We start from the raw sequence: 20,332 nt of genomic DNA on the forward strand, positions 1-20,332 counted from the left end.
CGCAAATGAACCGACATCTGATGATTCTGGAAGAAGCACGATCAAACGGACGGGTAAGTGTCGAGACACTGGCCGAGGTCTTCAACCTGTCCACGCATACCATTCGCCGCGACATCAAGACCCTGTGCGAACAGGGCAAGCTACGCCGCTTGCACGGCGGTGCCGAGTTCGTCGAAGACGCGTCCAACCTGCCGTATTCGGTGCGCAACTCGCTGAACATCGCCGCGAAAAAGCAGATCGCCACGCAGGCGGCGCAGCTTATTCCGGACAGGGCCACGCTGTTCTTTTCCATCGGCACCACCCCGGCCCTTGTCGCGACGGCCCTGACCATCCGCACCGGCCTGACCGTCATCACCAACAACCTCAATGTCGCCATGATCCTGTCCGAAGCCCCGGATGTCCGGATCGTTCTGGCCGGAGGGGAGTTGCGCCTTCCGGATCGCGACATTCTTGGCGAACAGGCGCTGGCGCTGTTCGAAGGCTACCGCGCCGATTACGCGATCTTCGGCGTGGGCGGCATCGATGTCGACGGCAGCCTGCTCGACTTTCACGAAGCCGAAGTGCGTGCCCGTCAGGCCATGCACAGAAACGCCCGCAACTCCATCCTGGTCGCGGATGTGACGAAATTCGGCCGCCGCGCCGCCGCGGTCGGCGGCAGCTTGCAGGACGCAGACCACATCGTGACCGACTTGCGTCCCGACGGCAGCTTTGGCCCCCAGATGGACCTGCTGAAAGACCGCCTGATCGTCACCGGAGAGCAGATATGACCTTCTTGGCGCTTGGCGCGATTACCCGCCAATGGGACGGCCAGGGCGGGGTTGTCGATATCAACCTGTCCCTGCCCAAGGGCGCGTTCCTCTCCATTCTCGGCCCCTCGGGCTGCGGAAAGTCCACGCTTCTGCGGCTGATTGCAGGATTGGAGCATCCCCAGTCCGGGCAAATCGTGATCGACGGGCGGGACGTGACCGCCCTGCCCCCGGCAGAGCGCAACCTGTCGATGGTCTTTCAATCCTACGCGCTGTTTCCGCATCTGAGCGTCGCTGAAAACGTGCTGTTCGGCCTCAAGGTCCGCCGCATCGCGCGGGCCGAACGGGACGCGCGGCTGGCCGAGGTGCTGGAGATGACCGGCCTGAAAGGGCTGGAAAAACGCAAGCCGTCGGAACTGTCCGGCGGTCAGCGCCAGCGTGTCGCCCTGGCCCGTGCGGCGGTTGCGCAAAAGCCGCTTTGCCTGATGGACGAGCCGCTGTCGAACCTTGACGCCAAGCTGCGCAATTCCGTGCGCCGCGACATTCGCGCCCTGTCCCGCAAGCTGGGTCTGACCGTGGTTTATGTCACCCATGATCAGGGCGAGGCGATGAGCCTGTCGGACAAGGTTGTCCTGATGAACAACGGCCAGATCGAACAGGTCGGCACGCCGGCGGAACTGTACAACCGCCCCGCGACGACCTTTGCCGCGCAGTTCATCGGCGAACCACCCATGGCGCTGATCAACGGCGCCGCCCTTGGATATGACGCTGGCTACACCGTCGGGATCCGTCCCGAAGCGGTCAGGGTCGTGCCCGCCGGGCAGGGCGACCTCGACGTGATCGTCGATGACCTGGAATTCATGGGCAACGAGACGCAGCTTGCCTTTACCCATCCGGCCGCCACGGGGCTGGCCGCGATCCTGAACGACAACGCCCGCCCGGATCTGGGGCAGACGACCGGCGTTCGACTTCCTGAAGAAAGCCGGCTCCTTTTCAGTGCCGTTACCGGAACACTCGAAAAGGAACCTCAGCAGAATTCGTGAACAAGGCCGGTGGCGCGCATTCGCCAAAATCCTGCGCCATCGGCTGGCCTGACGGTCCCCATTCCACCTCAATCAGTCAAAGAGGAACCTTAAATGACCCGAATTACCACTGTAGCAGCATTGATGGCCGCTTCCACCGCTCTGGTCAACCCGGCCTTCGCCGAGACGGAGCTGACCATGTATTACCCCATCGCAGTCGGCGGCGCGCTGACCGAGGTCGTCGACGGTATCGTCGACAAGTTCGAAGCGCAGAACCCCGATGTCAAAGTCAACGCGATCTATGCCGGCAACTACGACGACGCGCGCATCAAGGCCCTTGCCGCGCTGGACGCTGGCGAGCCGGCGCATCTGGCCGTCATGTTCTCGATCGACGCCTATGACCTGCTTGATCAGGATCACATCGTCGCCTTCGACGATCTGGTCGACGGCGACGAAGACACCGCCTGGCTGAACAGCTTCTACCCGGCTTTGATGGCCAATGGTCAGATCGAGGGCAAGACCTGGGGCGTGCCGTTCCAGCGGTCGACCATCGTTGCCTACTACAACAAGGACATGTTCCGCGAAGCCGGTCTTGACCCCGAAAAGGCCCCGACCACCTGGGAAGAAATGGTGTCGATGGGCAAGGCGCTGACCAATGATGACCACTATGGCATCATGATCCCCTCGACGGGCTATCCCTACTGGATGTTCCAGGCCCTGGCGATCCAGAACGACAAGGAGCTGATGTCGGACGACGGTGTCACCACCTATTTCAACGACCCGGCGGCCATCGAAACGCTGGAGTTCTGGAAGTCGCTCAGCCAGGAACACCAGATCATGCCCGAAGGCACGGTCGAATGGGGCACCCTGCGTCAGGCCTTCCTTGAATCCAAGACCGCCATGATGTGGCATTCCACCGGCAACCTGACGGCCGTGAAGAACGCCGCCGAATTCGACTTCGGTGTGGCCATGCTGCCGGCGCACAAGCGCCCCGGCTCGCCCACGGGTGGCGGCAACTTCTATGTCTTCAAGAATGCCTCCGAAGAAGAACAGCAAGCCGCGCTGGATCTGATCCAGTTCATGACCGCGCCCGAACAGGCGGCGGAATGGTCGATTGCGACCGGGTACATGGGTGTTTCGCCCGCTGCCTATGAAACCGATGCGCTGCAAGCCTATGTCGAGGACTTCGCCCCGGCGCTGGTCGCACGTGATCAGCTGGAACATGCGGTGGCCGAGTTTTCGACCTTTGAAACCGCGCGGGTGCGGGACGGTCTGAACGGCGCGATCCAGTCGGTTCTGACGGGCGACAAATCCGCAGAAGAGGCCCTGAACGAAGCCCAGGCCGCCGCCGAGCGCCTGCTGCGCCCCTACAACTAAATCCACCGAGGGGGGCTGGCCCGGTCGGGCTGGCCCCTTTCCTTTTCGGGGACAAGGCATGACTGATCTTTTCGCACTGGAGCGCCGACGCCGGGCCATAAACGGCTGGCTGTTGCTGGCGCCCTCATTGGTCATGCTGTCGATCTTTGCGCTTTATCCTTCCGTCTCGACGATCGTCGCCTCGCTCTGGTCACGGGGCACGCGGCGGAATCCGGCGGAATTCGTCGGGATCGAGAACTATCGCTACATGTTCGACGACCCGGGCTTCTGGCTGGTGGTGAAGAACAACCTGTTCTACGCGGGCGTCACAATCCCGATCTCCATCGGGCTGGCGCTGATGATGGCGCTCTGGGCCAATGCCAAACTTCCGGCGCGGGGCTTCGTGCGCACGGCCTATTTCACGCCGACCGTCCTGCCGATGATCGCGGCGGCAAACCTGTGGCTGTTCTTTTACACGCCCAGCTTTGGCATCCTCAACCAAGTCGGCGCCTTGCTGGGAGCAGATCCGGTGAACTGGCTGGGTCAGCCAGGCACCGCGCTTTGGGCGATTTGCGTCGTCACCATCTGGAAAGAGGCCGGGTTCTTCATGATCTTCTACCTGGCGGCCCTGCAGACCATCCCGCCCGACCTGAAAGAGGCCGCGGATATCGAGGGCGCCTCGCGCTGGACCTATACTCGCCGTGTCGTGCTGCCGCTGCTTATGCCGACGACCCTGTTCATCCTGATCAACGCCATGATCAATTCGGTCAAGCTGATCGACCACCTGTTCATCCTGACCAAGGGCGGGCCCTCCGACAGCACCAAGCTGATCCTCTATTACATCTGGGAACATGCCTTTGCCTACTTCGACCGCCCCACGGCTGCCGCGATGACGGCGCTGGTGCTTGCCGTTCTGGGCGCCCTGGCCGCGATCCAGTTCATCGTTTTCGACAAGAAGGCCCACTACCGATGAGCCGCCGGATCGAAGCCGCGATGGCCATCGTCCTGGCCATCCTGTGGATTTCACCGCTGCTGTTCGCCCTTTGGGCGGCGTTTCATGGCGTCAGCGATGCGGTCAACTTCCGGCTGGCCGCCCCGCTGACGCTGGACAACTTCCGCACCGCCTGGGACGGCGCGCCATGGCTGCGCTATTTCTTCAACACCTTCGCCCTGGTGACCCTGATCCTGATCGGGCAATTCACGCTGTGCACGCTGGCGGGATTTGCCTTTGCGCAGGTTACCTTCAAGGGGCGCGACACGGTCTTCGTGCTGGTCCTGCTGCAGCTGTTCATCCTGCCCGAAGTGCTGATCGTCGAAAACTACCGCGTCGCGGCCTCGCTGGGGCTTATCGATACGCTGATGGGGATCGGCGCGCCCTACATGGCCTCGGCCTTCGGGATCTTCCTGATGCGCCAGACCTTCAAATCCGTGCCCAAGGACCTCGACGAAGCCGCACGCGTGGAGGGCTGCAATACCCTCGGCGTTCTCTGGCGCGTCTATGTGCCAGCCGCGCGGCCGACCTACCTGGCCTATGCGCTGGTGTCGATCTCGACCCACTGGAACAATTTCCTCTGGCCGCTGATCGTGACGAATTCAGACACCGCGCGCCCGTTGACCGTGGGACTGTCGCTGTTCGGCGCGCCGGAAAACGGCGTCGACATCTCGATCATCTCGGCCGCGACGATCATGATGATCGCGCCGCTCCTGATCGGGTTCCTGATCTTCCAGCGCCAGTTCGTGCAGGCCTTCCTGACGGCGGGCGTGAAGTAAACTGCCGGTCACTGGGGCCGTTAATCCCAGTGCCAGAGGCGCGCGGCCCCTTGACCGGGCCGCTTTGGCTTCAGGGCATCTTGCAATCGTACATTCGCACCGAAGGTTTATCGCAGATGACACGCTCGGCCAGCGCCCTTCGGGCAGCCTGGCAGGCCTGCTGCTGATCGCTAAGCGCCGTTGCAACCGGCATGCACCGTTCCGCGACCCTGCTGAAGGGATAGGGGCAGCCTTTGATTATCCTCTGCGTTGACGCGAATCCCCGGATCATGCACTGGCCGCTTTGCGCGTTCCATACGGCGCCGCAGGCATTGCGGTATATCGTCGGTGTATTGTTCTGAACGCAGGTCCCGTAGGCCGTGCAGCCGGCCTCCGTATCCGTGACCAGTTTGCAATCCGCACTGATACCGTTGCAGATCTTGATGTCATCGCAGGCATGTCGCACGTCACCGCAGGCTTTTCTCGCGGCCTCGTAAAGATCATCGCATTGGTCCGCCTGCACTGACCCGGTGAAGCCGACCAGAACGCAAAGGACGCTGACGAATTTGAAGAGGTGTTTCACGGGATCTGCGCCTTTCCGGTCGTTGCAACGTGCCATATTCCATCAATAGGACATTCGACGCATTGGGCGTAGGAAAATTTCGTTTTGCCTGTGTTCGACTGGGTAAGACCCCCTGTGGGTTCTGGCGCAGAAGGTGGTGGCAAGGCCTCGCGATGCAGGGCATTCACGCCCGTACGGTCCATCGCCGGGTGGCCCCAACGGCTCACTGATTTCCCTTCAGATCCAAAGCGAACCCTCAAGTTGACGCCCAGCCACAGACAGTAAGAACTGTGCCTTCTTGCTGCCTGTCCGCATTTTCGTTGCCTTGAGGCACTTCAATCACCCCTCCTTTTTACTTGAAGTATGAAATACCCTGTGGAAATGTCGGACCATCCCGCCCGCCAGGGCCGGAGCCGTTCATTTCCGGGAGGAATACCATGACCGACACGGTTGTCCCCGTTGTCACCCGCTCTGCCGAGTTGGGAGAGAACACGTTGCAGTCGGGCGAATGCGTCCGCAAGTCCGGCGTCAGCCCGCAGCATACGCCTGCCAAGAAGATCTGGTTCGGCCGAGTGAGCAACGACCCCGGCCACCGTTCGCCGCCGCATCACCACGAGGAATGCGAGACCGGCGGCTATGTCCTGAAAGGCCACGGCCGGATCTACTTTGGCGAGGACTACCGCGACTTCATCGACATGTACGAAGGGGATTTCGTCTTCGTCCCGCCCTACATGCCCCATGTCGAGGTCAACATGTCCACGACCGAGGAACTGGTCTGGCTGACCTGCCGCACCCCGGACAACCTGGTCACCAACCTGCCCGAGATCCCTGACGAGGCGCTGGAAGGCTACCGCCGCGCCTGACCCCTGCCCTCTCCCCTGCGCGACCTCCCCGGCCCCGAAACGGGCCACGCGAAAAAGGAAGACAAGATGAAACTGCTTCGCTACGGCCCCGTCGGGTCGGAGAAACCCGGCATCCTTGATGATCAGGGCCGGATCCGCGATCTTTCGACCATCGTGCCCGAAATCGATGGCGCCGCCCTGTCGCCGGGGGGGCTGGCGCGCATCGCCGCCGCCGATCCCGCCGACCTTCCGCTGGTCGGGGGCACGCCGCGCCTCGGGTCCGCCATCGCGCGGCCGGCCAAGTTCCTTTGCGTCGGGCTCAACTACTCCGACCACGCCAGGGAGACCGGCAAGGAACCCCCCGAGGAACCGATCCTGTTCATGAAATCCACCAGCGCGCTTTGCGGCCCGAACGACGACGTGGAAATACCCCGCACCTCGGACCGGACTGATTGGGAGGTCGAACTGGGCATCGTCATCGGCAGCACCGCGAAATACGTCCCGGAAGACCAGGCTCTGGACCACGTGGCGGGCTATGCGCTGGTCAATGACGTGTCCGAACGCCGGTTCCAGTCCGAGCGGGGCGGCCAATGGGTCAAGGGCAAGAGCCATGACACCTTTGGCCCCGTCGGCCCCTGGATGGTCACGAAAGACGAAATCGCGGATGTGCAGGACATCGACCTGTGGCTGGACGTGGACGGCACACGCCGCCAGACCGGCAACACCCGGACGATGATCTTCGGGGCCGCCTTCCTGGTGCACTACATCTCACAGTTCATGACGCTGGAACCGGGGGACATCATCGCTACCGGAACCCCGCCGGGCGTTGGCTTGGGCATGAAGCCCCCGACCTTCCTGAAGGCCGGGCAGGTCGTGACCCTTGGCGCAGCAGGCCTTGGCGAACAGCGCCAGGTGATGGTGCAGGCATGAACGTCGACTTCCACAAGGCCCGCGCGGCCCTGACGGACCTGACCGGCAAGACAGCCATCGTCACCGGCGGCGCCCGCGGTCAAGGCGCCGTCGAGGCCGAACTGCTGGCAAGCGCCGGCGCCGCGGTCCTGATCTGCGATGTCCTTGAAGACGAAGGGGCGGCTCTTGCCGCGCGGCTGAACGCCGAAGGACACAGTGCGCAGTTCCTGCAACTGGACGTCACCTCGGAGGCCGGCTGGGCGCAGGCGATGGACATTGTGCGCGACTGGACAGGGCAGCTGGACGTTCTGGTCAACAACGCAGGCATCATCAACCGCAAGATCATTCGCGACATGTCTGTCGAGGAATGGCGCAGGGTGCTGGACGTGAACGCCACCGGCGCCTTTATCGGGACCAGGCTGGGCGCGCCCCTGATGGCGCAGACCGGTGGCGGCAGCATCGTCAACATTTCGTCCAACAGCGGGTTTTCCGGCCATTACGACCCGGCCTATACCGCGTCGAAATGGGCATTGCGCGGGCTGACCCGGTCCGCCGCGATGGAGTTCGCCGAAGACGGCGTCCGTGTCAACGCGATCTGCCCCGGCCTGATCGTCACCGACCTCAACCGCAAGTCGCCGCACCTGGGGCCGATGATCGACATGACCCCGGCACAGCGCGCGGGTGAGGCCATCGAGGTGGCGCAACTGGTGCTTTTTCTTGCCTCCGAAGGCGCGTCCTTCATCACCGGCGAGGATTTCGTGATCGACGGCGGCTTTACCGCGGGTGCGGCCTATCGTCGGGTCGCACGGGAAACCGGACTCCTGTGACCCCGAGTCGAACGTGGGCCCCGGCGGGGCCTGCGTTCAGGCTTTCTGCTTGCGGCGAATGTCGAGCATGATGGAAATCCCGCGCGCCGCATCTGCCTCTGAGACATCACGAAACATCTCGTCGATCCATGTCAGATGCTCTGCGGTCATCTCGTCCATCAGGGCGCGGCCCTTTTCGGTGATCCGCACCAGAAAGGCGCGACGGTCCGAGGCAAGGTTCTGTCGCTCGACCAGACCTTCGGCCACCAACCGGTCGACCACACCCGTCACATTGCCGTTGGAGACCACGAGGTGCTGGGAAAGCTCGCTCATCTTCATGCCTTCGGGCGCGGCATGAAGCGCCGCCAGCACGTCGAACCGGGGCAGCGTCGTTTCATACCCCGACCGCAGCCGTTCGCGCAGCTGGCCTTCGACACAGCGCGTGGCCTTCAGCATCTGCAGCCACAACCTCAGCCTGTGTCGGGCCAGACCGTCATCGTTGATTTCATGCCGGGTCTGCTGGTCCATGGGTCCGCCTGTTCCGCAAGTCTGCGTGGAAATTGCTTCAAGTATCAACCTAAGGCGGCAGAGGTAAAGGAAAAGATGCGAAACCGCAGCAGAATGGGCCAGGGCGGCGGTCAGCGACGCCGACCCCTTGCATCACAAGAGCTTCCGTGGCGTCCCTTCGGCATCGACCGCGACCATGAGGACGTCAGCCTGAAAGATCTCACGCTGCGGCTCAGAGGCACCGGCCCAGGCGGAAAGAAGCAGGTTAAAGGAAGTGTTGCCCTTGCGGGTCAGCTCTGCCCGGATCTGGAAATCCTCGCCTGCGCGCAGAGCATCGCGAAAGGTCAGATCCTTGATCGACAGGATCAGCGCCTCGCCCCCCGAGGCCCGGCGCCCGGCCAGCCCCGCCGCCAGATCAAGCTGTGTCAGCATCCAGCCACCGGTCACGGCGCCGCGCGGGGTCACCGCGTCAAGGGGCGCCATGGTCATCAGAACCGGCAAGGCCGCCGTCCCAACCCCGAGGTCAGTCATGTGGAAGGACCGCTGTCGCCTCGATCTCGATCCGGGCTGCGTCCTCCATCAGACCGGTGACCTGAACCACGGCCATGGCGGGAAAGTGGCGGCCGATCACCTCGCGGTAGGCGGCCCCGAAAGCGCGCAGATTGTCGAGGTATTCGCGTTTGTCGGTAATGTACCAGGTCAGGCGCACAAGGTGTTCGGGCCGCGCACCGGCTTCTGCAAGGACAGCCACGATGTTCAACAGGGTCTGGCGGAACTGGCCCGCCATGTCGTGATGCTGCCATTCCTGATTGCCGGTCCAGCCGACCAGCCCGCCGGTAAAGAGGATGCGGCCCTCGGCCAGAACGCCGTTGGCATAGCCCTTGGCCGGCATCCAGCCATCAGGTTGAAGGAACATGTGCGGGGTCAAAGCGGTCATCTTCGGGTCTTTCCTGTCAGGTATCTGGGGCGTCGAGGTATCGCGACATGGACTGGCGCACGGGGTCCGGCCAGCGGGCAGCGCGGGCGCCGGATCCGGAATCGAGGCTGGCGTAAATCACGGTGGCCTCGCCGGTAAAACGAAGTTCGCCGGCGCAGGTACAGCGCAGCGCGAAGCGGGCCGAGGCCCCACCGATGGCGGCCACCGAAAGCGAGAGATCCAGAAGATCTTCCAACCGCGACGGCGCCTCGAAACGAATGTGGATGTCGCCCATCGGCGTGCCGGTACCTTCGGTGGCGGCCATGGCCTTCCAACTGACGCCGACTGCATCCGCGAAGAAGCGTTCGATGAGGGCCGAGATCATCTCGAAATAACGGGGATAGAATACGATGCCCGCCGGGTCGCAGTGATTGAATTCGACCTGACGGCGGATGCTGAAAACCTGGGTCACGTCTCGCCCCCGGAGACGGAGATCGCCTGCCCCGTGACCATATCCGACCCTTCCCCGCACAGCCAAAGGACAGCACGCGCCACGTCTTCGGGCGGCACGAGGCGCTGCATCGGGTTGGTGGCTTCCACCGTGGCGCGGGCCTCTTCGGGGCTGCGGCCGGTCTTGGCAACGATAGTGGCGATCGAGCGTTCGGTCATCTCCGTATCCAGAAAGCCGGGGCAGATGGCGTTGACGGTCACCCCCTTGCGGGCCTGCTCCAGCGCGACGGACTTCACCATGCCGACCACGCCGTGCTTGGCGGCCGCATAGGGCGCGACATAAGGATACCCTTTCAGCCCGGCGGTCGAGGCGATGGCGATCAGCCGCCCCCAGGGCTTGCCCTGCATCGCCCGCACGCCCTCCCGCAGGGTCAGGAAGGTGCCGGTCAAATTCACCGAGATCATGCGTTCGAACGCGGCAAGTTCCGTCTTGGCGAAAGGCGCACTTGTCGAAGCACCGGCATTGGCCACAACGATATCCGGCGCCGCGTCTGCAACAGCACGTATCAGCGCCGCTTCGTCCGTCACATCGCAGACAACCGTCCGAATGCCCGGGTGGCATGCGGCGACCGCTTCAAGCGGTTCGATCCGGCGACCGCAGATCGTGACCTGCGCCCCCTCGCCCGCCAAAAGCGTGGCGATAACCGCCCCGACGCCGGACCCGCCACCGGTCACGAAGGCGCTGCGCCCCTCGAGCATCATTGCGCCATGGCCTTTGCCCGTTCGGCAAGTGTGTTGGCCTGCCGCCGCCCCCCTTCGTAGGGCGCGGGCCAGGTCTGTTCAGTGTCTCCCAGGTCGACCGCGGCATGCAGCGTCCAGTAGGGATCGGCCAGGTGCGGGCGGGCCAGCAGGACAAGATCCGCGCGCCCGGCCATCAGGATCGAATTCACATGGTCCGGCTCATAGATATTGCCGGCAACCAGAGTGGGCAGGTCGATTTCATTGCGGACCTGATCCGCGAAGGGCACCTGGAACATACGTCCATAGATCGGCTGCTCGGCCTTGTCGGTCTGCCCGGAGGACACGTTGATCGCATCGGCGCCGGCCTGCTTGAACAGGGCCGCAATCCTGACCGCATCCTCCGGGGTCACGGCGTCTTCGCCCATCCAGTCATGGGCGGAAATCCGGACCGTCATCGGCTTTTCGACGGGCCATTCTGCGCGCATTGCCGCAAAGATCTCCAACGGGAAGCGCATCCGGTTCTCGAGACTGCCGCCATAGGCATCGCTGCGTTTGTTGGTCACCGGAGAGATGAAGGAGGCCAGAAGATAGCCGTGCGCCGCGTGCATCTCGATCATGTCGAAACCGGCCGCATTGGCAGCGCGCGTGCTGGCGATGAACTGGTCGCGAACCATGTCCATGTCGGCGCGGTCCATTTCCTTCGGGATGACGTTGCCCTTCAGCAGCGGGATCGCGGAGGCCGACAGAAGGTCCCAGTTTTCGCCATCCGGCAGCGCCTTGTCGATCCCGTCCCAGGCAAGCCGGGTCGATCCCTTGCGGCCCGCATGGCCGATCTGGGCGCAGATCCTTGCCGGGGTTTCGCCATGGACAAAATCGACCAGACGGGCCCATGCGGGCACCTGATCGTCGCCGATACAGGGACAGCCCGGCGTGATCCTGCCTTCCATGCTGACGCAGAGCATTTCGGTAAAGACCAGACCGGCCCCGCCCTTGGCGCGTTCGGCGTAATGCACGAAATGCCAGTCGGTCGGCATCCCGTCCTGCGCCTTGTATTGCGCCATGGGCGAAACGACGACGCGGTTCGCAAGCGTCATGTCGCGTAGCGTGAAAGGCGCGAACATCGGGCTGCGGGCGGAATTGCTGCCCGCCCGCGCCTGAAACCAGGCCTCGGCAGAGGCCAGCCAGGCCGGATCGCGCAGTCGCAGGTTTTCGTGGCTGATCCGTTGCGACCGGGTCAGCAGGGCATAGGTGAACTGCATCATGTCGAGGGTCAGGTAACGCTCGACCTCCTCGAACCACTGGGTCGAATTGCGTGCGGCCGAAGTGACCCGCAGCACCTGCAACTTGCGTTCTTCCTGATAGGTCTGAAGGGCCTCCTGCAACGGCTTGCCGGAATTCAGTTCGTCGGCCAGTGCGATGGCGCTTTCCATCCCCAGCTTGGTCCCCGACCCGATCGAGAAATGCGCCGTGGCCGAGGCATCCCCCAGCAGCACGACATTGTCGAAATACCAGTTCTCACAGGTCACACGCGGGAACTGGATCCAGGCAGAGCCGCGGATATGGCCCGCGTTGGTCATCAGCGGATGGCCACCGAGGTGACGCGCGAAGATCTTTTCGCACAGCGCGATGCTGTCTTCCTGGTTCAGGGTGTCGAAACCGAAGGCCTTGTAGACCTCGGGGCCGCACTCCACGATGAAGGTCGCCGTGTCATCGTCGAACTGATAGGCATGGGCCCAGATCCAGCCATGATCGGTCTTTTCGAAGATGAAGGTGAAGGCGTCATCGAATTTCTGATGCGTACCAAGCCAGACGAAGTGGTTCCGCCGCATGTCGATCTCGGGCTTGAAGGCATCCTCGTGGATCTGGCGCGTGCGGGAATTCAGACCATCCGAGGCAACGACAAGGTCGCATTCCGACTTCAGCTTTTCCAACCCTTCCGGCGTGATCTCGGTTTCATAGGCAAGGGCCACGCCAACCTGCCGCGCGCGGTCCTGCAGAAGCAGCAGCATCTGCTTGCGGCCAATCCCGCAGAAGCCGTGACCGCCAGAGGTCATGGCCTCTTGCCCGCGCACGACCTTCACGTCATCCCAATAGGCGAAGTGATCGCGGATCATCTTTTCGCTGACCGGATCGTTGCCCTCGAAATTCGACATCGTCTCGTCCGAAAGCACGACGCCCCAGCCGAAGGTGTCATCGGTCCGGTTCCGCTCGTAGACCGTGACATCATGCGCCGCGTCGCGCAGCTTCATCGAAATTGCGAAGTAAAGGCCGGCGGGGCCTCCGCCCAGTACAGCGATCTTCATGATTCAGGTTCCCTGCTTGGTTTCCCCTCAAAGTATCGATTCGACAAACTACTTCAAGACTAAAATAAATATTGCCCCTGAAACCGGGGCTCCCCCCTGCAATCCCTCTAGGTTCGCGCATTTTTATTGACCCGAAGTCAGCGCGAGTGACAGGAGTTCTTGACCTGTTGGCGGGATCACATATTCTTTAGACACAAAATACATAGGGACCACCTTCCGCCTCAATTCCTGGCCTTCATCAGTGGCGCGGGGCGCCGGCCCGACCAATTCAAGAGGACCCGCCATGCCGTTCAAGATATCCAAGCCCATGCGCTTTGGTGACTGCGATCTTACAGGGATCGCCTATCACCCGGCCTACCTTTCCATGCTCGTCGATGTAAACGAGGCAATGTTCGCCTCTTTCGGTGTCACCTGGAAGGAGTTGATGTACGACCGCAAGCTTGGCCTGCCCAGCCTCAAGATGAACATCCTTTTCAAGAAGCCGGCCGTTTACGGCGACACCCTGGACTTTAATGTCCATGTGCGCCGCATCGGGAAATCCTCGCTTGACCTTTATACCGTTGTCGAAGTGGACGGAGAGGTCATCTGGACCATCGAGCAACTGATCGTCATGACCTCGACCGTCGACCACAAGTCCCACCCCTGGCCTGAAGACTGCCGCCTCGGCCTGACGACATATCTGCACCCCGAACTCCTGACTGACGAGGCCTGAACGGCGCCCCCAGGCCACTTCGCGCCTGGATGGGAAAATGACCGCAGAGCGACAACACCGCCCCCAGACGCGGCAGGGCGCGGTGTGTGATCGGTCTGGCCAACCGACGCCCCCCCCCCCGACGGCCCGCGACTCGGGGGGCTGCAATCGGGGGGCGGATAAGGCGGACTTCAATAGTCCACTCCTGAAAAATATTCGGCAAAAGCGTCAAAATCCGGCAAACCGCCCGGCATTTTCGGCAATCCGCCGGTTTTTGACCTCCCCTCCCAGTTTTTCCTTGCGCCATTTAGTTTAGACTTAAAGGTATACAGCAAGAGAAGGGGATTTCTCATGCAGACAATCATCCAGGCCAAGCCGCTGCCGCTGGCCCAGAAGGTCTACGAAGACCTGCTGGAAGATATCGCGCAGAACCGCCGCCTTTCCGGAGAGCGCATGATCGAAGCGGCGATCGCCCGGGACCTCGACGTATCCCGGACGCCGGTGCGCGAGGCGCTCAACCGACTTGAAAACGATGGGCTGATCCAGAGCGCCCGGCCGGCCGGCTACGTGGTCATCCGCCCCTCGATCGAAGACATCCGCGAGATCTTCCAGATCCGTCGAGCGCTGGAACCCGTGGCCTTTGCCTCTGTCGTGGCACGGGCGCAACCGGGCGAAGACCTGACCTTCCTGGGATTGCGGGACGGCATCCGGGATGCAGGGACGCCAACGGCCTCGGCGATCGCCAACCGGCGGTTCCGGCACTTCTGGCTGTCCCGCACCCCCAACCGGCGGCTGCGCGCGACGCTGGAACGCTATCACCTTCAGGTGCAACTGGTGCGCGCCGCGACCCTGCATTCCGAACAAGGGCGCAGGGCGGCCACTGCCGGAGCACGCGTGCTTGCCCGCGCCTTCGTGGACCGGGACGCAGAGGCCGCCCAGGCCGCGATGACAGATTTCGTCGACGCCGCCCTGGCCTTTTTCGAACAGGCCGATGCGGAAGGCACCCTAAGGCCGACGCCGCTTCGCGATTGCGGCGGGCAATAATTTCGACGTCACGCAGAGCCGGTCAACGGATGTGACACAACCAACAGTGAGGATATCATGAAAAAAACGTTTCTCTACAGCGGCTTTGCGGCTGCGATCCTGGGGCTTTCCTCGGTCGCCGCGCAGGCAGAGGACCTGATCCGCGCGATCACCTTCACGCCCGCGCAGGTTTCCTTTGCACGCAATTTCCAGGGCTTCGTCGACCTGGTGAATGAACGCGGCGAAGGCATCGTCCAGATCCAGGTCATCGGCGGCCCCGAAACCATCCCGCCAACACGCATGGGCGAAGCCCAGCAGAACGGCATCGCGGACATGTTCCTGCTGCCCGCCGGTCTTTACCTGAACATTGTCCCCGAAGGCGAAGCCTTTGCCGGTTCCAACCGCGACCCGCTGAGCCTGCGCGCCGATGGCGGCATCGAGATGATCAACGACATCTTCCACGAAAAGGCCAATGCCCATGTCCTGGCCCATGTCGATGGCGGGGCCGGGTTCCACCTGTGGATGACCAAGAAGCCCGCCATCGCGGAAGACGGCCAGCTTGACCTCAACGGCATGCGCCTGCGCGCCGCGCCGCTGTTCAGGGCCTTCCTCGAGGAACTGGACGCCACCATCGTCGTTCAGCCCGCTGGCGAGGTCTATACCTCTCTTGAACGCGGTGTCGTGGATGGCACCGGCTGGCCGGTCACCGGCCTGCGCGATTTCGGCTGGGACAAGTTCGTGAAGTACCGCATCGACCCGGGCTTTTTCCAGACCGACGTCCTGATCAGCATGAACCTCGACAGCTGGGACGGGCTTTCCCCCGAAGCCAAGGAGATCATCCAGCAGGCCGCGATCGAGCATGAGCAAACCTCCTACGAGGCCAATATCGCGCTGAACGAGGAAGAAACCGCGATCATGGCCGAGAACGGCATGGAGACGATCGAGCTGACCGGTGAGCAGCGCGAGCTTTTCCTGACCACGGCCTATGACATTGCCTGGGCCCGCCTGCAAAGCCGGGATGCCACCCATCATGACGACCTGAAGGCTGTCTTCTTCGAAGACTTCTGAAACCAGCCGAAGCGGGCGGCACGGATGCTGCCCGCTTCGGTGATCCCTGCCCCGCCCGATCCGCCGATACCCCCGGAACACCGGGGCCGTGCCCGCATTCGTCAAAGGTCCCGTCATGTCCCTTTCCCTGCGCATCCTCGATGCGATTTCCCTGCTGCTGTTCCGGCTTGCCTGCCTGCTGATCTTCGGCATCGTCGCCCTTGTCACCTATGACGTCCTGTCGCGGAACCTTGGGCTGCCGACGGCGGTCTGGGCAGTGAATTCCGTGGAATACGCGATGCTTCACATCACCTTCCTCTGCCTGCCGGAACTGGTGCGCACACGCGGCCACGTCTGTGTCGAGGTCCTGCTGACCTACATGCCCGACGGCCTGCGCAAGACCTGGGAACTCGGTCTGCACATCCTGTCGGCGCTGATCTGTTTCTACCTGGCCTGGCAAACCGCGGATTCGTTCCTGACCGCGCTGATCAAGGGCACCTACGAGGTCCGCTCCTACGACATGCCGAACTGGCTCATCTACGCGACCATGCCGCTCGGCTTCTTCTTCGGCGGGCTGCAATTCCTGGCTTTCCCGATACGTGGAGAGAGCTTTTTCGGTGCGTCCCCCGACGCCCATGCAGGCATGTGAGGCCTTAAATCATGATGGACTGGACCCTTTCTATCGCGATCCTGATCGGCGGGCTGCTGCTGTCGATGGGAATCGGACTGCCGGTGGCGCTCGGCTTTTTCTTCATCAACATCCTCGGTGTCTTCCTCTTCATGGGCGGCGCCCGTGGCATCGACCAGATGATCGCAAATGCCACCATAGCGGTCTCGACATATTCACTGGCGCCGGTGCCGCTGTTTCTGGTGATGGGCGCGCTGTTCTTCCATTCCGGCCTGGCCCGCAGGGTGCTGGACGCGATCGACGTGCTGATCGGTCGGCTGCCGGCGCGACTGTCCTATCTGACGGTGACATCCGGCACGGTCTTTGCCGCCCTTTCGGGGTCGTCGCTGGCCAATACCGGGATGCTCGGCACGCTCATGGTGCCCGAGATGATGAAGCGAGGCTACAAGAAGCACATGGCCATCGGCCCGATCCTTGGCTCGGGTGGCCTTGCGGTGATCATTCCGCCCTCGGCGCTGGCCGTGCTTTTCGGTTCGCTGGCGCGGATCGACATTGGCGGGTTGCTGGTTGCCGGTTTGCTGCCGGGCCTCATCCTTGCGCTGCTCTATGCCGCCCTGATCTTCGTGCAGGCCAAATGGGATCCCGAGGCAGCGCCCAGCTATGACTATGAACCCAAGCCCCTGGGCGAACGCCTGTTCATCTTTGCCCGCGACATCCTGCCGATGGCCGTCATCATCTTTTCCGTCGTCGGGTCGATCCTGACCGGGATCGCCACCCCGACCGAAAGCGGCGCCCTTGGCATCATGGCCGTCGCCATTCTGGCGCTGCTGTTCAAGGCGCTCGACCTGAAGGCGGTCACCACCGCGATCAGCGATGCGGCGCGCGTCACCGGGATGACCTTCCTGCTGATCACCGCCTCGTCTACCTTTGCACAGTTGCTGGCCTTTTCAGGCGCCTCCTCGGGGATGGTCCGCTGGGCCACCTCGCTGGACATGGGGCCGACGCAGACCCTGCTGGTCATGGCGCTGATCCTGCTGGTGCTTGGGATGTTCATGGACCAGATCTCGATGATGCTGATCACGCTGCCGATCTTCGTACCGCTGGCGATAAGCCTGCAATTCGACATGGTCTGGTGGGGACTGATCATGCTGCTGATGCTCGAGGTCAGCTTTACCACGCCACCCTTCGGCCTGCTGCTGTTCGTGATGTACGGGGTCAGCCCACCAGGCACCACCCTGCCCGAAGTGGCGCGGGCCGCCCTGCCCTATATCGCCTGCGTCTTCCTGTTGATCGCGCTGGTCATCACCTTCCCGATCCTGGCAACGCTGATCCCGTCGCTGATGTAGCCGGCGGGTCGAAAACCCCAACCATACGAAACAAGGAGCACCCCATGAGTTTCCGTGACAGGGTCGTCTTCGACCCGGAGGCCGGCACCTATTTCGACGGTGCCATGCGCTATATCTTCATCAAGCCCGAAGCCGTCATGGGCATCGCGCTTGCCCTGCCCGAAGACCAGCGTGGGGCAGTGCTCGCTGCGATGGCGGAAAGCATCCACATCAATGGCGGCAAGTCCGCGCAAAGCTATCAAGCCGCAGGCGCGGATGATGGCGAGGCCCTGCTGGCCGTCATTCGCGAAACCGCGCCGCAACTCGGCTGGGGCCGCTGGAGCACCACGCGGGACAAGGATGTCCTGACCGTGACGGTCGAAGGCTCCCCCTTTGCCATGGGATACGGCGCGGCAGACCGGCCGGTCTGCACGCCCATTCTGGGCATGTTGCGGGCCATCTCTCCGATGGTTCTGGGCGGCCCGGTCGATGTGGCGGAAACAACCTGTACCGCCATGGGCGCGCCGCGTTGCACCTTTGTCGCCACCCTGCGCCCGGAGAAGACCGCGTGAACGACTTCGCCGCCTCACTGCTGAAAACGTTTGGCGCGGATGTCGTCACTCTCGGGGATGCGATATCACCGAAATATCGTCAAGACTGGGCCGCTCTTGCGCCGGTGCTGCCTCTGGCTCTGGCGCGCCCGCGCGACACGGCCGAGGTCTCGGCCCTGCTTGCGGCCTGTCATGCGGCGGGGGTCCCCGTCGTGCCCCAGGGCGGCCTGACCGGCGTTTCCGGCGCGGCCCATCCCGACGCAGGCGGCATTGCCCTCAGCCTTGAACGGCTGAACCGGATCGAAGCGGTCGACGCCGATGGCGGCACCCTGACCGCCGGGGCCGGTGTCATACTGGAAACCGCGCAGAATGCGGCGCAGGACGCCGGGCTGATGCTGGGGATCGACATCGGCGCGCGCGGCTCTTGCCAGTTGGGCGGAGTGCTGGCCACCAACGCCGGGGGCAACACCGTGATCCGCTACGGCATGGCGCGCGACCACGTTCTGGGGCTCGAGGTCGTCCTGGCCGACGGCACCGTGATCAACGGCATGAACGCCTTGCTGAAGAACAATGCCGGACTGGACCTGAAGCAGCTTTTCATCGGTTCCGAAGGGCTTCTGGGCGTCATCACGCGCTGCGTCCTGCGCCTGCATCCGCAGCCCGCGGCACGCGCCACCGCCTTTCTGGGCTGCGCCGATACCACCGCCACCATCGCCCTGCTGCGCGCGGCACGCGGCGCGCTCGGCCCGATGCTGTCCAGCTTCGAGGTCATGTGGCCCAGCTTCTTCCATTACATGTCGCGGGCCAGCGGCCTCGGCTCGCCGCTGGCCGGGGAACATGGCGCCTATGTCATCATCGAGGCGACCGGATTTGACGACATGGCGACCCGCGCAACCCTGGAAGACTTCTTCGACAAGGCCTTCGCGGCTGACCTGGTCGAAGACGGCGTGCTGGCCGGATCGACCCGGGAAGAACGCGCGTTTTGGGCCGTTCGCGAAAGCCCGGCGGACTACGAGGCCCTGCTGGGCCCGGTCATCCCCTTCGACGTCGGCATCCCCATCGCACACATGGCAGAGGCCGTCGCCCGGATCGAGTCCGAGATCCCGCAGATCTTTCCGACCGCCCGCGTCTTGTCCTACGGCCACATCGGGGATTCCAACCTGCACGTGGTCGTCAACCTGCCCGAGGCGGGCCGCAACCAGCCCCATGGCGCGGTCAAGGCGACGGTCTACCGGATCGTCGGGGCCCTTGGCGGCACGGTTTCGGCGGAACATGGCATCGGATTGCTGAAACGCGACTACCTCGGCCACAGCCGCACCGCGACCGAAATCACGCTGATGCGTCAGATCAAGAAAATGCTCGATCCGAAGGGTATCCTGAACCCCGGCAAGAGCTTTGACCAGGAGGTCCCATCATGACCGGACTGCGCGTCGCCATCGCCGCCCGCACCCCTCTGCGCGGGCCCTTCGTGGCCATCCCTTCGCCCATGGTGGTCGAGATCATGGGGGGCGCCAACCCCGATTTCCTCTGCATCGATACCGAGCACAGCCCGATCCCGGACTTTCTGCTGACAGAGATGATCCGCGCCGGTGACCTTAGCGGTCAGCCGGTCCTTGTCCGCGTCCAAAGCGCCCTGGCCCAGAACATCACCGCAGCGCTCGACGCCGGGGCCACAGGTATCCTCGTGCCCCATGTCTCTTCCGCGCAAGAGGCCGCCGCCGTCGTCAAGGCCGCGCGCTTCCCCCCCGAAGGCACGCGGGGCGCCGGGCCCGGCCGCGCGGCCGGCTACATCCGCAACATCGCCGGCTATATCGAAGACGCCCGCCGCGACACGGTTGTCATGGTCCAGATCGAGACGGTCGCCGCCGTCGCCCGCGTGGCCGAGATCCTGGCGGTGCCGGGCATCGACCTGGCACTGATCGGCCCCGGCGACCTGGCCGTGGACCTGGCGGCGCGGGACGAGACGCGCAGCCTCGACACCCTGATCGACGAGGTGATCGCGGCAGGACAGGCGGCCGATCTTCCCATCGGCATCTTCTCACCGGACCGGGACACCAGCCGGACCTGGCTAAAGCGCCTGTCCTTCGTGATCGAAGGCTCGGACGCGCTGTTTCTGACCCTGGCCTCCGATGCGGCCAGCGCGCCGCTCGACTGACTG

General features: G+C 63.4%; 24 protein-coding genes. 16 read left to right on the forward strand and 8 right to left on the reverse strand.

All coding sequences use genetic code 11. The features are described from left to right. Positions 1-5 precede the first annotated feature (5 nt). From PSAL_RS10685 to PSAL_RS10705, 5 genes are all read left to right on the forward strand, one after another. Entirely contained in the window at positions 6-767 is a 762-nt protein-coding gene (locus tag PSAL_RS10685; RefSeq protein WP_231388490.1) for a DeoR/GlpR family DNA-binding transcription regulator, read from the forward strand. After that, entirely contained in the window at positions 764-1,789 is a 1,026-nt protein-coding gene (locus tag PSAL_RS10690) for an ABC transporter ATP-binding protein (RefSeq protein WP_119837745.1), read from the forward strand. Before PSAL_RS10685 ends, PSAL_RS10690 begins: the two co-directional genes overlap by 4 nt. Positions 1,790-1,882: 93 nt before the next feature. Next, positions 1,883-3,145, forward strand: a complete 1,263-nt coding sequence (locus tag PSAL_RS10695) for an ABC transporter substrate-binding protein (RefSeq protein ID WP_119837744.1) — start codon at positions 1,883-1,885, stop codon at positions 3,143-3,145. A 58-nt stretch (positions 3,146-3,203) separates the two neighbouring features. Next, complete coding sequence (locus PSAL_RS10700; RefSeq protein ID WP_119837743.1) at positions 3,204-4,097, forward strand: carbohydrate ABC transporter permease; 894 nt, start codon at positions 3,204-3,206, stop codon at positions 4,095-4,097. Continuing rightward, complete coding sequence (locus PSAL_RS10705; RefSeq protein ID WP_119837742.1) at positions 4,094-4,894, forward strand: carbohydrate ABC transporter permease; 801 nt, start codon at positions 4,094-4,096, stop codon at positions 4,892-4,894. Before PSAL_RS10700 ends, PSAL_RS10705 begins: the two co-directional genes overlap by 4 nt. A gap of 70 nt (positions 4,895-4,964) precedes the next feature. On the opposite strand, the gene PSAL_RS10710 is transcribed toward PSAL_RS10705, so the two are convergent. Continuing rightward, complete coding sequence (locus tag PSAL_RS10710) at positions 4,965-5,456, reverse strand: hypothetical protein (protein WP_119837741.1); 492 nt, start codon at positions 5,454-5,456, stop codon at positions 4,965-4,967. 416 nt (positions 5,457-5,872) lie between these two features. On the opposite strand from PSAL_RS10710, the gene PSAL_RS10715 reads away from it, so the two are divergent. The 3 genes from PSAL_RS10715 to PSAL_RS10725 all read left to right on the forward strand — a co-directional run bounded on the left by PSAL_RS10715 (position 5,873) and on the right by PSAL_RS10725 (position 8,013). After that, entirely contained in the window at positions 5,873-6,298 is a 426-nt protein-coding gene (locus PSAL_RS10715; protein ID WP_119837740.1) for a cupin domain-containing protein, read from the forward strand. A gap of 66 nt (positions 6,299-6,364) precedes the next feature. Further along, positions 6,365-7,207 carry a fumarylacetoacetate hydrolase family protein gene (locus PSAL_RS10720; protein WP_119837739.1) on the forward strand — a complete coding sequence of 281 codons (843 nt, stop codon included), beginning with the start codon at positions 6,365-6,367 and terminating at the stop codon, positions 7,205-7,207. Further along, positions 7,204-8,013: an SDR family NAD(P)-dependent oxidoreductase gene (locus PSAL_RS10725; protein ID WP_119837738.1), complete on the forward strand. Its 810-nt coding sequence runs from the start codon at positions 7,204-7,206 to the stop codon at positions 8,011-8,013. The genes PSAL_RS10720 and PSAL_RS10725 overlap by 4 nt, the downstream gene beginning before the upstream one ends. Positions 8,014-8,049: 36 nt before the next feature. Here PSAL_RS10725 and PSAL_RS10730 read toward each other — a convergent pair whose 3' ends face one another. The 6 genes from PSAL_RS10730 to PSAL_RS10755 form a co-directional block, all read right to left on the reverse strand. Beyond that, complete coding sequence (locus PSAL_RS10730; protein ID WP_119837737.1) at positions 8,050-8,520, reverse strand: MarR family winged helix-turn-helix transcriptional regulator; 471 nt, start codon at positions 8,518-8,520, stop codon at positions 8,050-8,052. 132 nt (positions 8,521-8,652) lie between these two features. Continuing rightward, on the reverse strand, positions 8,653-9,030 hold the full coding sequence (locus tag PSAL_RS10735) for a hotdog domain-containing protein (protein ID WP_119837736.1): 378 nt from the start codon (positions 9,028-9,030) through the stop codon (positions 8,653-8,655). After that, the gene (locus PSAL_RS10740; RefSeq protein WP_119837735.1) at positions 9,023-9,436 is read right to left on the reverse strand and encodes a RidA family protein; all 414 of its coding nucleotides are present in this window, start codon (positions 9,434-9,436) and stop codon (positions 9,023-9,025) included. Before PSAL_RS10740 ends, PSAL_RS10735 begins: the two co-directional genes overlap by 8 nt. Positions 9,437-9,452: 16 nt before the next feature. After that, on the reverse strand, positions 9,453-9,887 hold the full coding sequence (locus tag PSAL_RS10745; protein WP_119837734.1) for an acyl-CoA thioesterase: 435 nt from the start codon (positions 9,885-9,887) through the stop codon (positions 9,453-9,455). Further along, complete coding sequence (locus PSAL_RS10750) at positions 9,884-10,627, reverse strand: SDR family NAD(P)-dependent oxidoreductase (protein ID WP_119837733.1); 744 nt, start codon at positions 10,625-10,627, stop codon at positions 9,884-9,886. The genes PSAL_RS10745 and PSAL_RS10750 overlap by 4 nt, the downstream gene beginning before the upstream one ends. Further along, the gene (locus PSAL_RS10755) at positions 10,624-12,909 is read right to left on the reverse strand and encodes a bifunctional salicylyl-CoA 5-hydroxylase/oxidoreductase (protein WP_119837732.1); all 2,286 of its coding nucleotides are present in this window, start codon (positions 12,907-12,909) and stop codon (positions 10,624-10,626) included. Before PSAL_RS10755 ends, PSAL_RS10750 begins: the two co-directional genes overlap by 4 nt. A 283-nt stretch (positions 12,910-13,192) precedes the next feature. Between PSAL_RS10755 and PSAL_RS10760 the strand changes: the two genes are divergently transcribed. After that, positions 13,193-13,621 (forward strand): acyl-CoA thioesterase, encoded by a 429-nt coding sequence (locus PSAL_RS10760; RefSeq protein WP_119837731.1) that lies wholly within the window; start codon positions 13,193-13,195, stop codon positions 13,619-13,621. A gap of 170 nt (positions 13,622-13,791) precedes the next feature. Here the strand turns inward: PSAL_RS10760 and PSAL_RS10765 are convergent, their stop codons facing one another. Continuing rightward, positions 13,792-13,953, reverse strand: coding sequence for a hypothetical protein (locus tag PSAL_RS10765; RefSeq protein WP_196222684.1), 162 nt, complete (start codon positions 13,951-13,953; stop codon positions 13,792-13,794). Here PSAL_RS10765 and PSAL_RS10770 point away from each other — a divergent pair. The 7 genes from PSAL_RS10770 to PSAL_RS10800 all read left to right on the forward strand — a co-directional run bounded on the left by PSAL_RS10770 (position 13,952) and on the right by PSAL_RS10800 (position 20,329). Further along, positions 13,952-14,644, forward strand: a complete 693-nt coding sequence (locus PSAL_RS10770) for a GntR family transcriptional regulator (RefSeq protein ID WP_119837730.1) — start codon at positions 13,952-13,954, stop codon at positions 14,642-14,644. The two genes, PSAL_RS10765 and PSAL_RS10770, sit on opposite strands and share 2 nt — an antisense overlap. Before the next feature lie 57 nt (positions 14,645-14,701). After that, positions 14,702-15,691 (forward strand): TRAP transporter substrate-binding protein DctP, encoded by a 990-nt coding sequence (dctP, locus tag PSAL_RS10775; protein ID WP_119837729.1) that lies wholly within the window; start codon positions 14,702-14,704, stop codon positions 15,689-15,691. 115 nt (positions 15,692-15,806) lie between these two features. After that, a complete protein-coding gene (locus PSAL_RS10780) occupies positions 15,807-16,319 on the forward strand; it encodes a TRAP transporter small permease (RefSeq protein ID WP_119837728.1) in 513 nt (170 codons plus the stop codon). 11 nt (positions 16,320-16,330) lie between these two features. Further along, positions 16,331-17,644 (forward strand): TRAP transporter large permease, encoded by a 1,314-nt coding sequence (locus PSAL_RS10785; RefSeq protein ID WP_331274404.1) that lies wholly within the window; start codon positions 16,331-16,333, stop codon positions 17,642-17,644. A 44-nt stretch (positions 17,645-17,688) separates the two neighbouring features. Further along, positions 17,689-18,195, forward strand: coding sequence for a V4R domain-containing protein (locus PSAL_RS10790; RefSeq protein ID WP_119837727.1), 507 nt, complete (start codon positions 17,689-17,691; stop codon positions 18,193-18,195). After that, complete coding sequence (locus PSAL_RS10795; RefSeq protein ID WP_119837726.1) at positions 18,192-19,592, forward strand: FAD-binding oxidoreductase; 1,401 nt, start codon at positions 18,192-18,194, stop codon at positions 19,590-19,592. The genes PSAL_RS10790 and PSAL_RS10795 overlap by 4 nt, the downstream gene beginning before the upstream one ends. Continuing rightward, positions 19,589-20,329 (forward strand): HpcH/HpaI aldolase family protein, encoded by a 741-nt coding sequence (locus PSAL_RS10800; protein WP_119837725.1) that lies wholly within the window; start codon positions 19,589-19,591, stop codon positions 20,327-20,329. Before PSAL_RS10795 ends, PSAL_RS10800 begins: the two co-directional genes overlap by 4 nt. Positions 20,330-20,332 lie beyond the last annotated feature (3 nt).

The organism is Pseudooceanicola algae (assembly GCF_003590145.2).
Taxonomy (GTDB): domain Bacteria; phylum Pseudomonadota; class Alphaproteobacteria; order Rhodobacterales; family Rhodobacteraceae; genus Pseudooceanicola; species Pseudooceanicola algae.

Bases quoted from the DNA above. Each gene is read 5' to 3' on its own strand.
- PSAL_RS10685 (WP_231388490.1), top strand. From the start codon at position 6: ATGAACCGACATCTGATGATTCTGGAAGAAGCACGATCAAACGGACGG.
- PSAL_RS10690 (WP_119837745.1), top strand. From the start codon at position 764: ATGACCTTCTTGGCGCTTGGCGCGATTACCCGCCAATGGGACGGCCAG.
- PSAL_RS10695 (WP_119837744.1), top strand. From the start codon at position 1,883: ATGACCCGAATTACCACTGTAGCAGCATTGATGGCCGCTTCCACCGCT.
- PSAL_RS10700 (WP_119837743.1), top strand. From the start codon at position 3,204: ATGACTGATCTTTTCGCACTGGAGCGCCGACGCCGGGCCATAAACGGC.
- PSAL_RS10705 (WP_119837742.1), top strand. From the start codon at position 4,094: ATGAGCCGCCGGATCGAAGCCGCGATGGCCATCGTCCTGGCCATCCTG.
- PSAL_RS10715 (WP_119837740.1), top strand. From the start codon at position 5,873: ATGACCGACACGGTTGTCCCCGTTGTCACCCGCTCTGCCGAGTTGGGA.
- PSAL_RS10720 (WP_119837739.1), top strand. From the start codon at position 6,365: ATGAAACTGCTTCGCTACGGCCCCGTCGGGTCGGAGAAACCCGGCATC.
- PSAL_RS10725 (WP_119837738.1), top strand. From the start codon at position 7,204: ATGAACGTCGACTTCCACAAGGCCCGCGCGGCCCTGACGGACCTGACC.
- PSAL_RS10730 (WP_119837737.1), bottom strand. From the start codon at position 8,520: ATGGACCAGCAGACCCGGCATGAAATCAACGATGACGGTCTGGCCCGA.
- PSAL_RS10735 (WP_119837736.1), bottom strand. From the start codon at position 9,030: ATGACTGACCTCGGGGTTGGGACGGCGGCCTTGCCGGTTCTGATGACC.
- PSAL_RS10740 (WP_119837735.1), bottom strand. From the start codon at position 9,436: ATGACCGCTTTGACCCCGCACATGTTCCTTCAACCTGATGGCTGGATG.
- PSAL_RS10750 (WP_119837733.1), bottom strand. From the start codon at position 10,627: ATGATGCTCGAGGGGCGCAGCGCCTTCGTGACCGGTGGCGGGTCCGGC.
- PSAL_RS10755 (WP_119837732.1), bottom strand. From the start codon at position 12,909: ATGAAGATCGCTGTACTGGGCGGAGGCCCCGCCGGCCTTTACTTCGCA.
- PSAL_RS10760 (WP_119837731.1), top strand. From the start codon at position 13,193: ATGCCGTTCAAGATATCCAAGCCCATGCGCTTTGGTGACTGCGATCTT.
- PSAL_RS10770 (WP_119837730.1), top strand. From the start codon at position 13,952: ATGCAGACAATCATCCAGGCCAAGCCGCTGCCGCTGGCCCAGAAGGTC.
- PSAL_RS10765 (WP_196222684.1), bottom strand. From the start codon at position 13,953: ATGAGAAATCCCCTTCTCTTGCTGTATACCTTTAAGTCTAAACTAAAT.
- dctP (WP_119837729.1), top strand. From the start codon at position 14,702: ATGAAAAAAACGTTTCTCTACAGCGGCTTTGCGGCTGCGATCCTGGGG.
- PSAL_RS10780 (WP_119837728.1), top strand. From the start codon at position 15,807: ATGTCCCTTTCCCTGCGCATCCTCGATGCGATTTCCCTGCTGCTGTTC.
- PSAL_RS10785 (WP_331274404.1), top strand. From the start codon at position 16,331: ATGATGGACTGGACCCTTTCTATCGCGATCCTGATCGGCGGGCTGCTG.
- PSAL_RS10790 (WP_119837727.1), top strand. From the start codon at position 17,689: ATGAGTTTCCGTGACAGGGTCGTCTTCGACCCGGAGGCCGGCACCTAT.
- PSAL_RS10800 (WP_119837725.1), top strand. From the start codon at position 19,589: ATGACCGGACTGCGCGTCGCCATCGCCGCCCGCACCCCTCTGCGCGGG.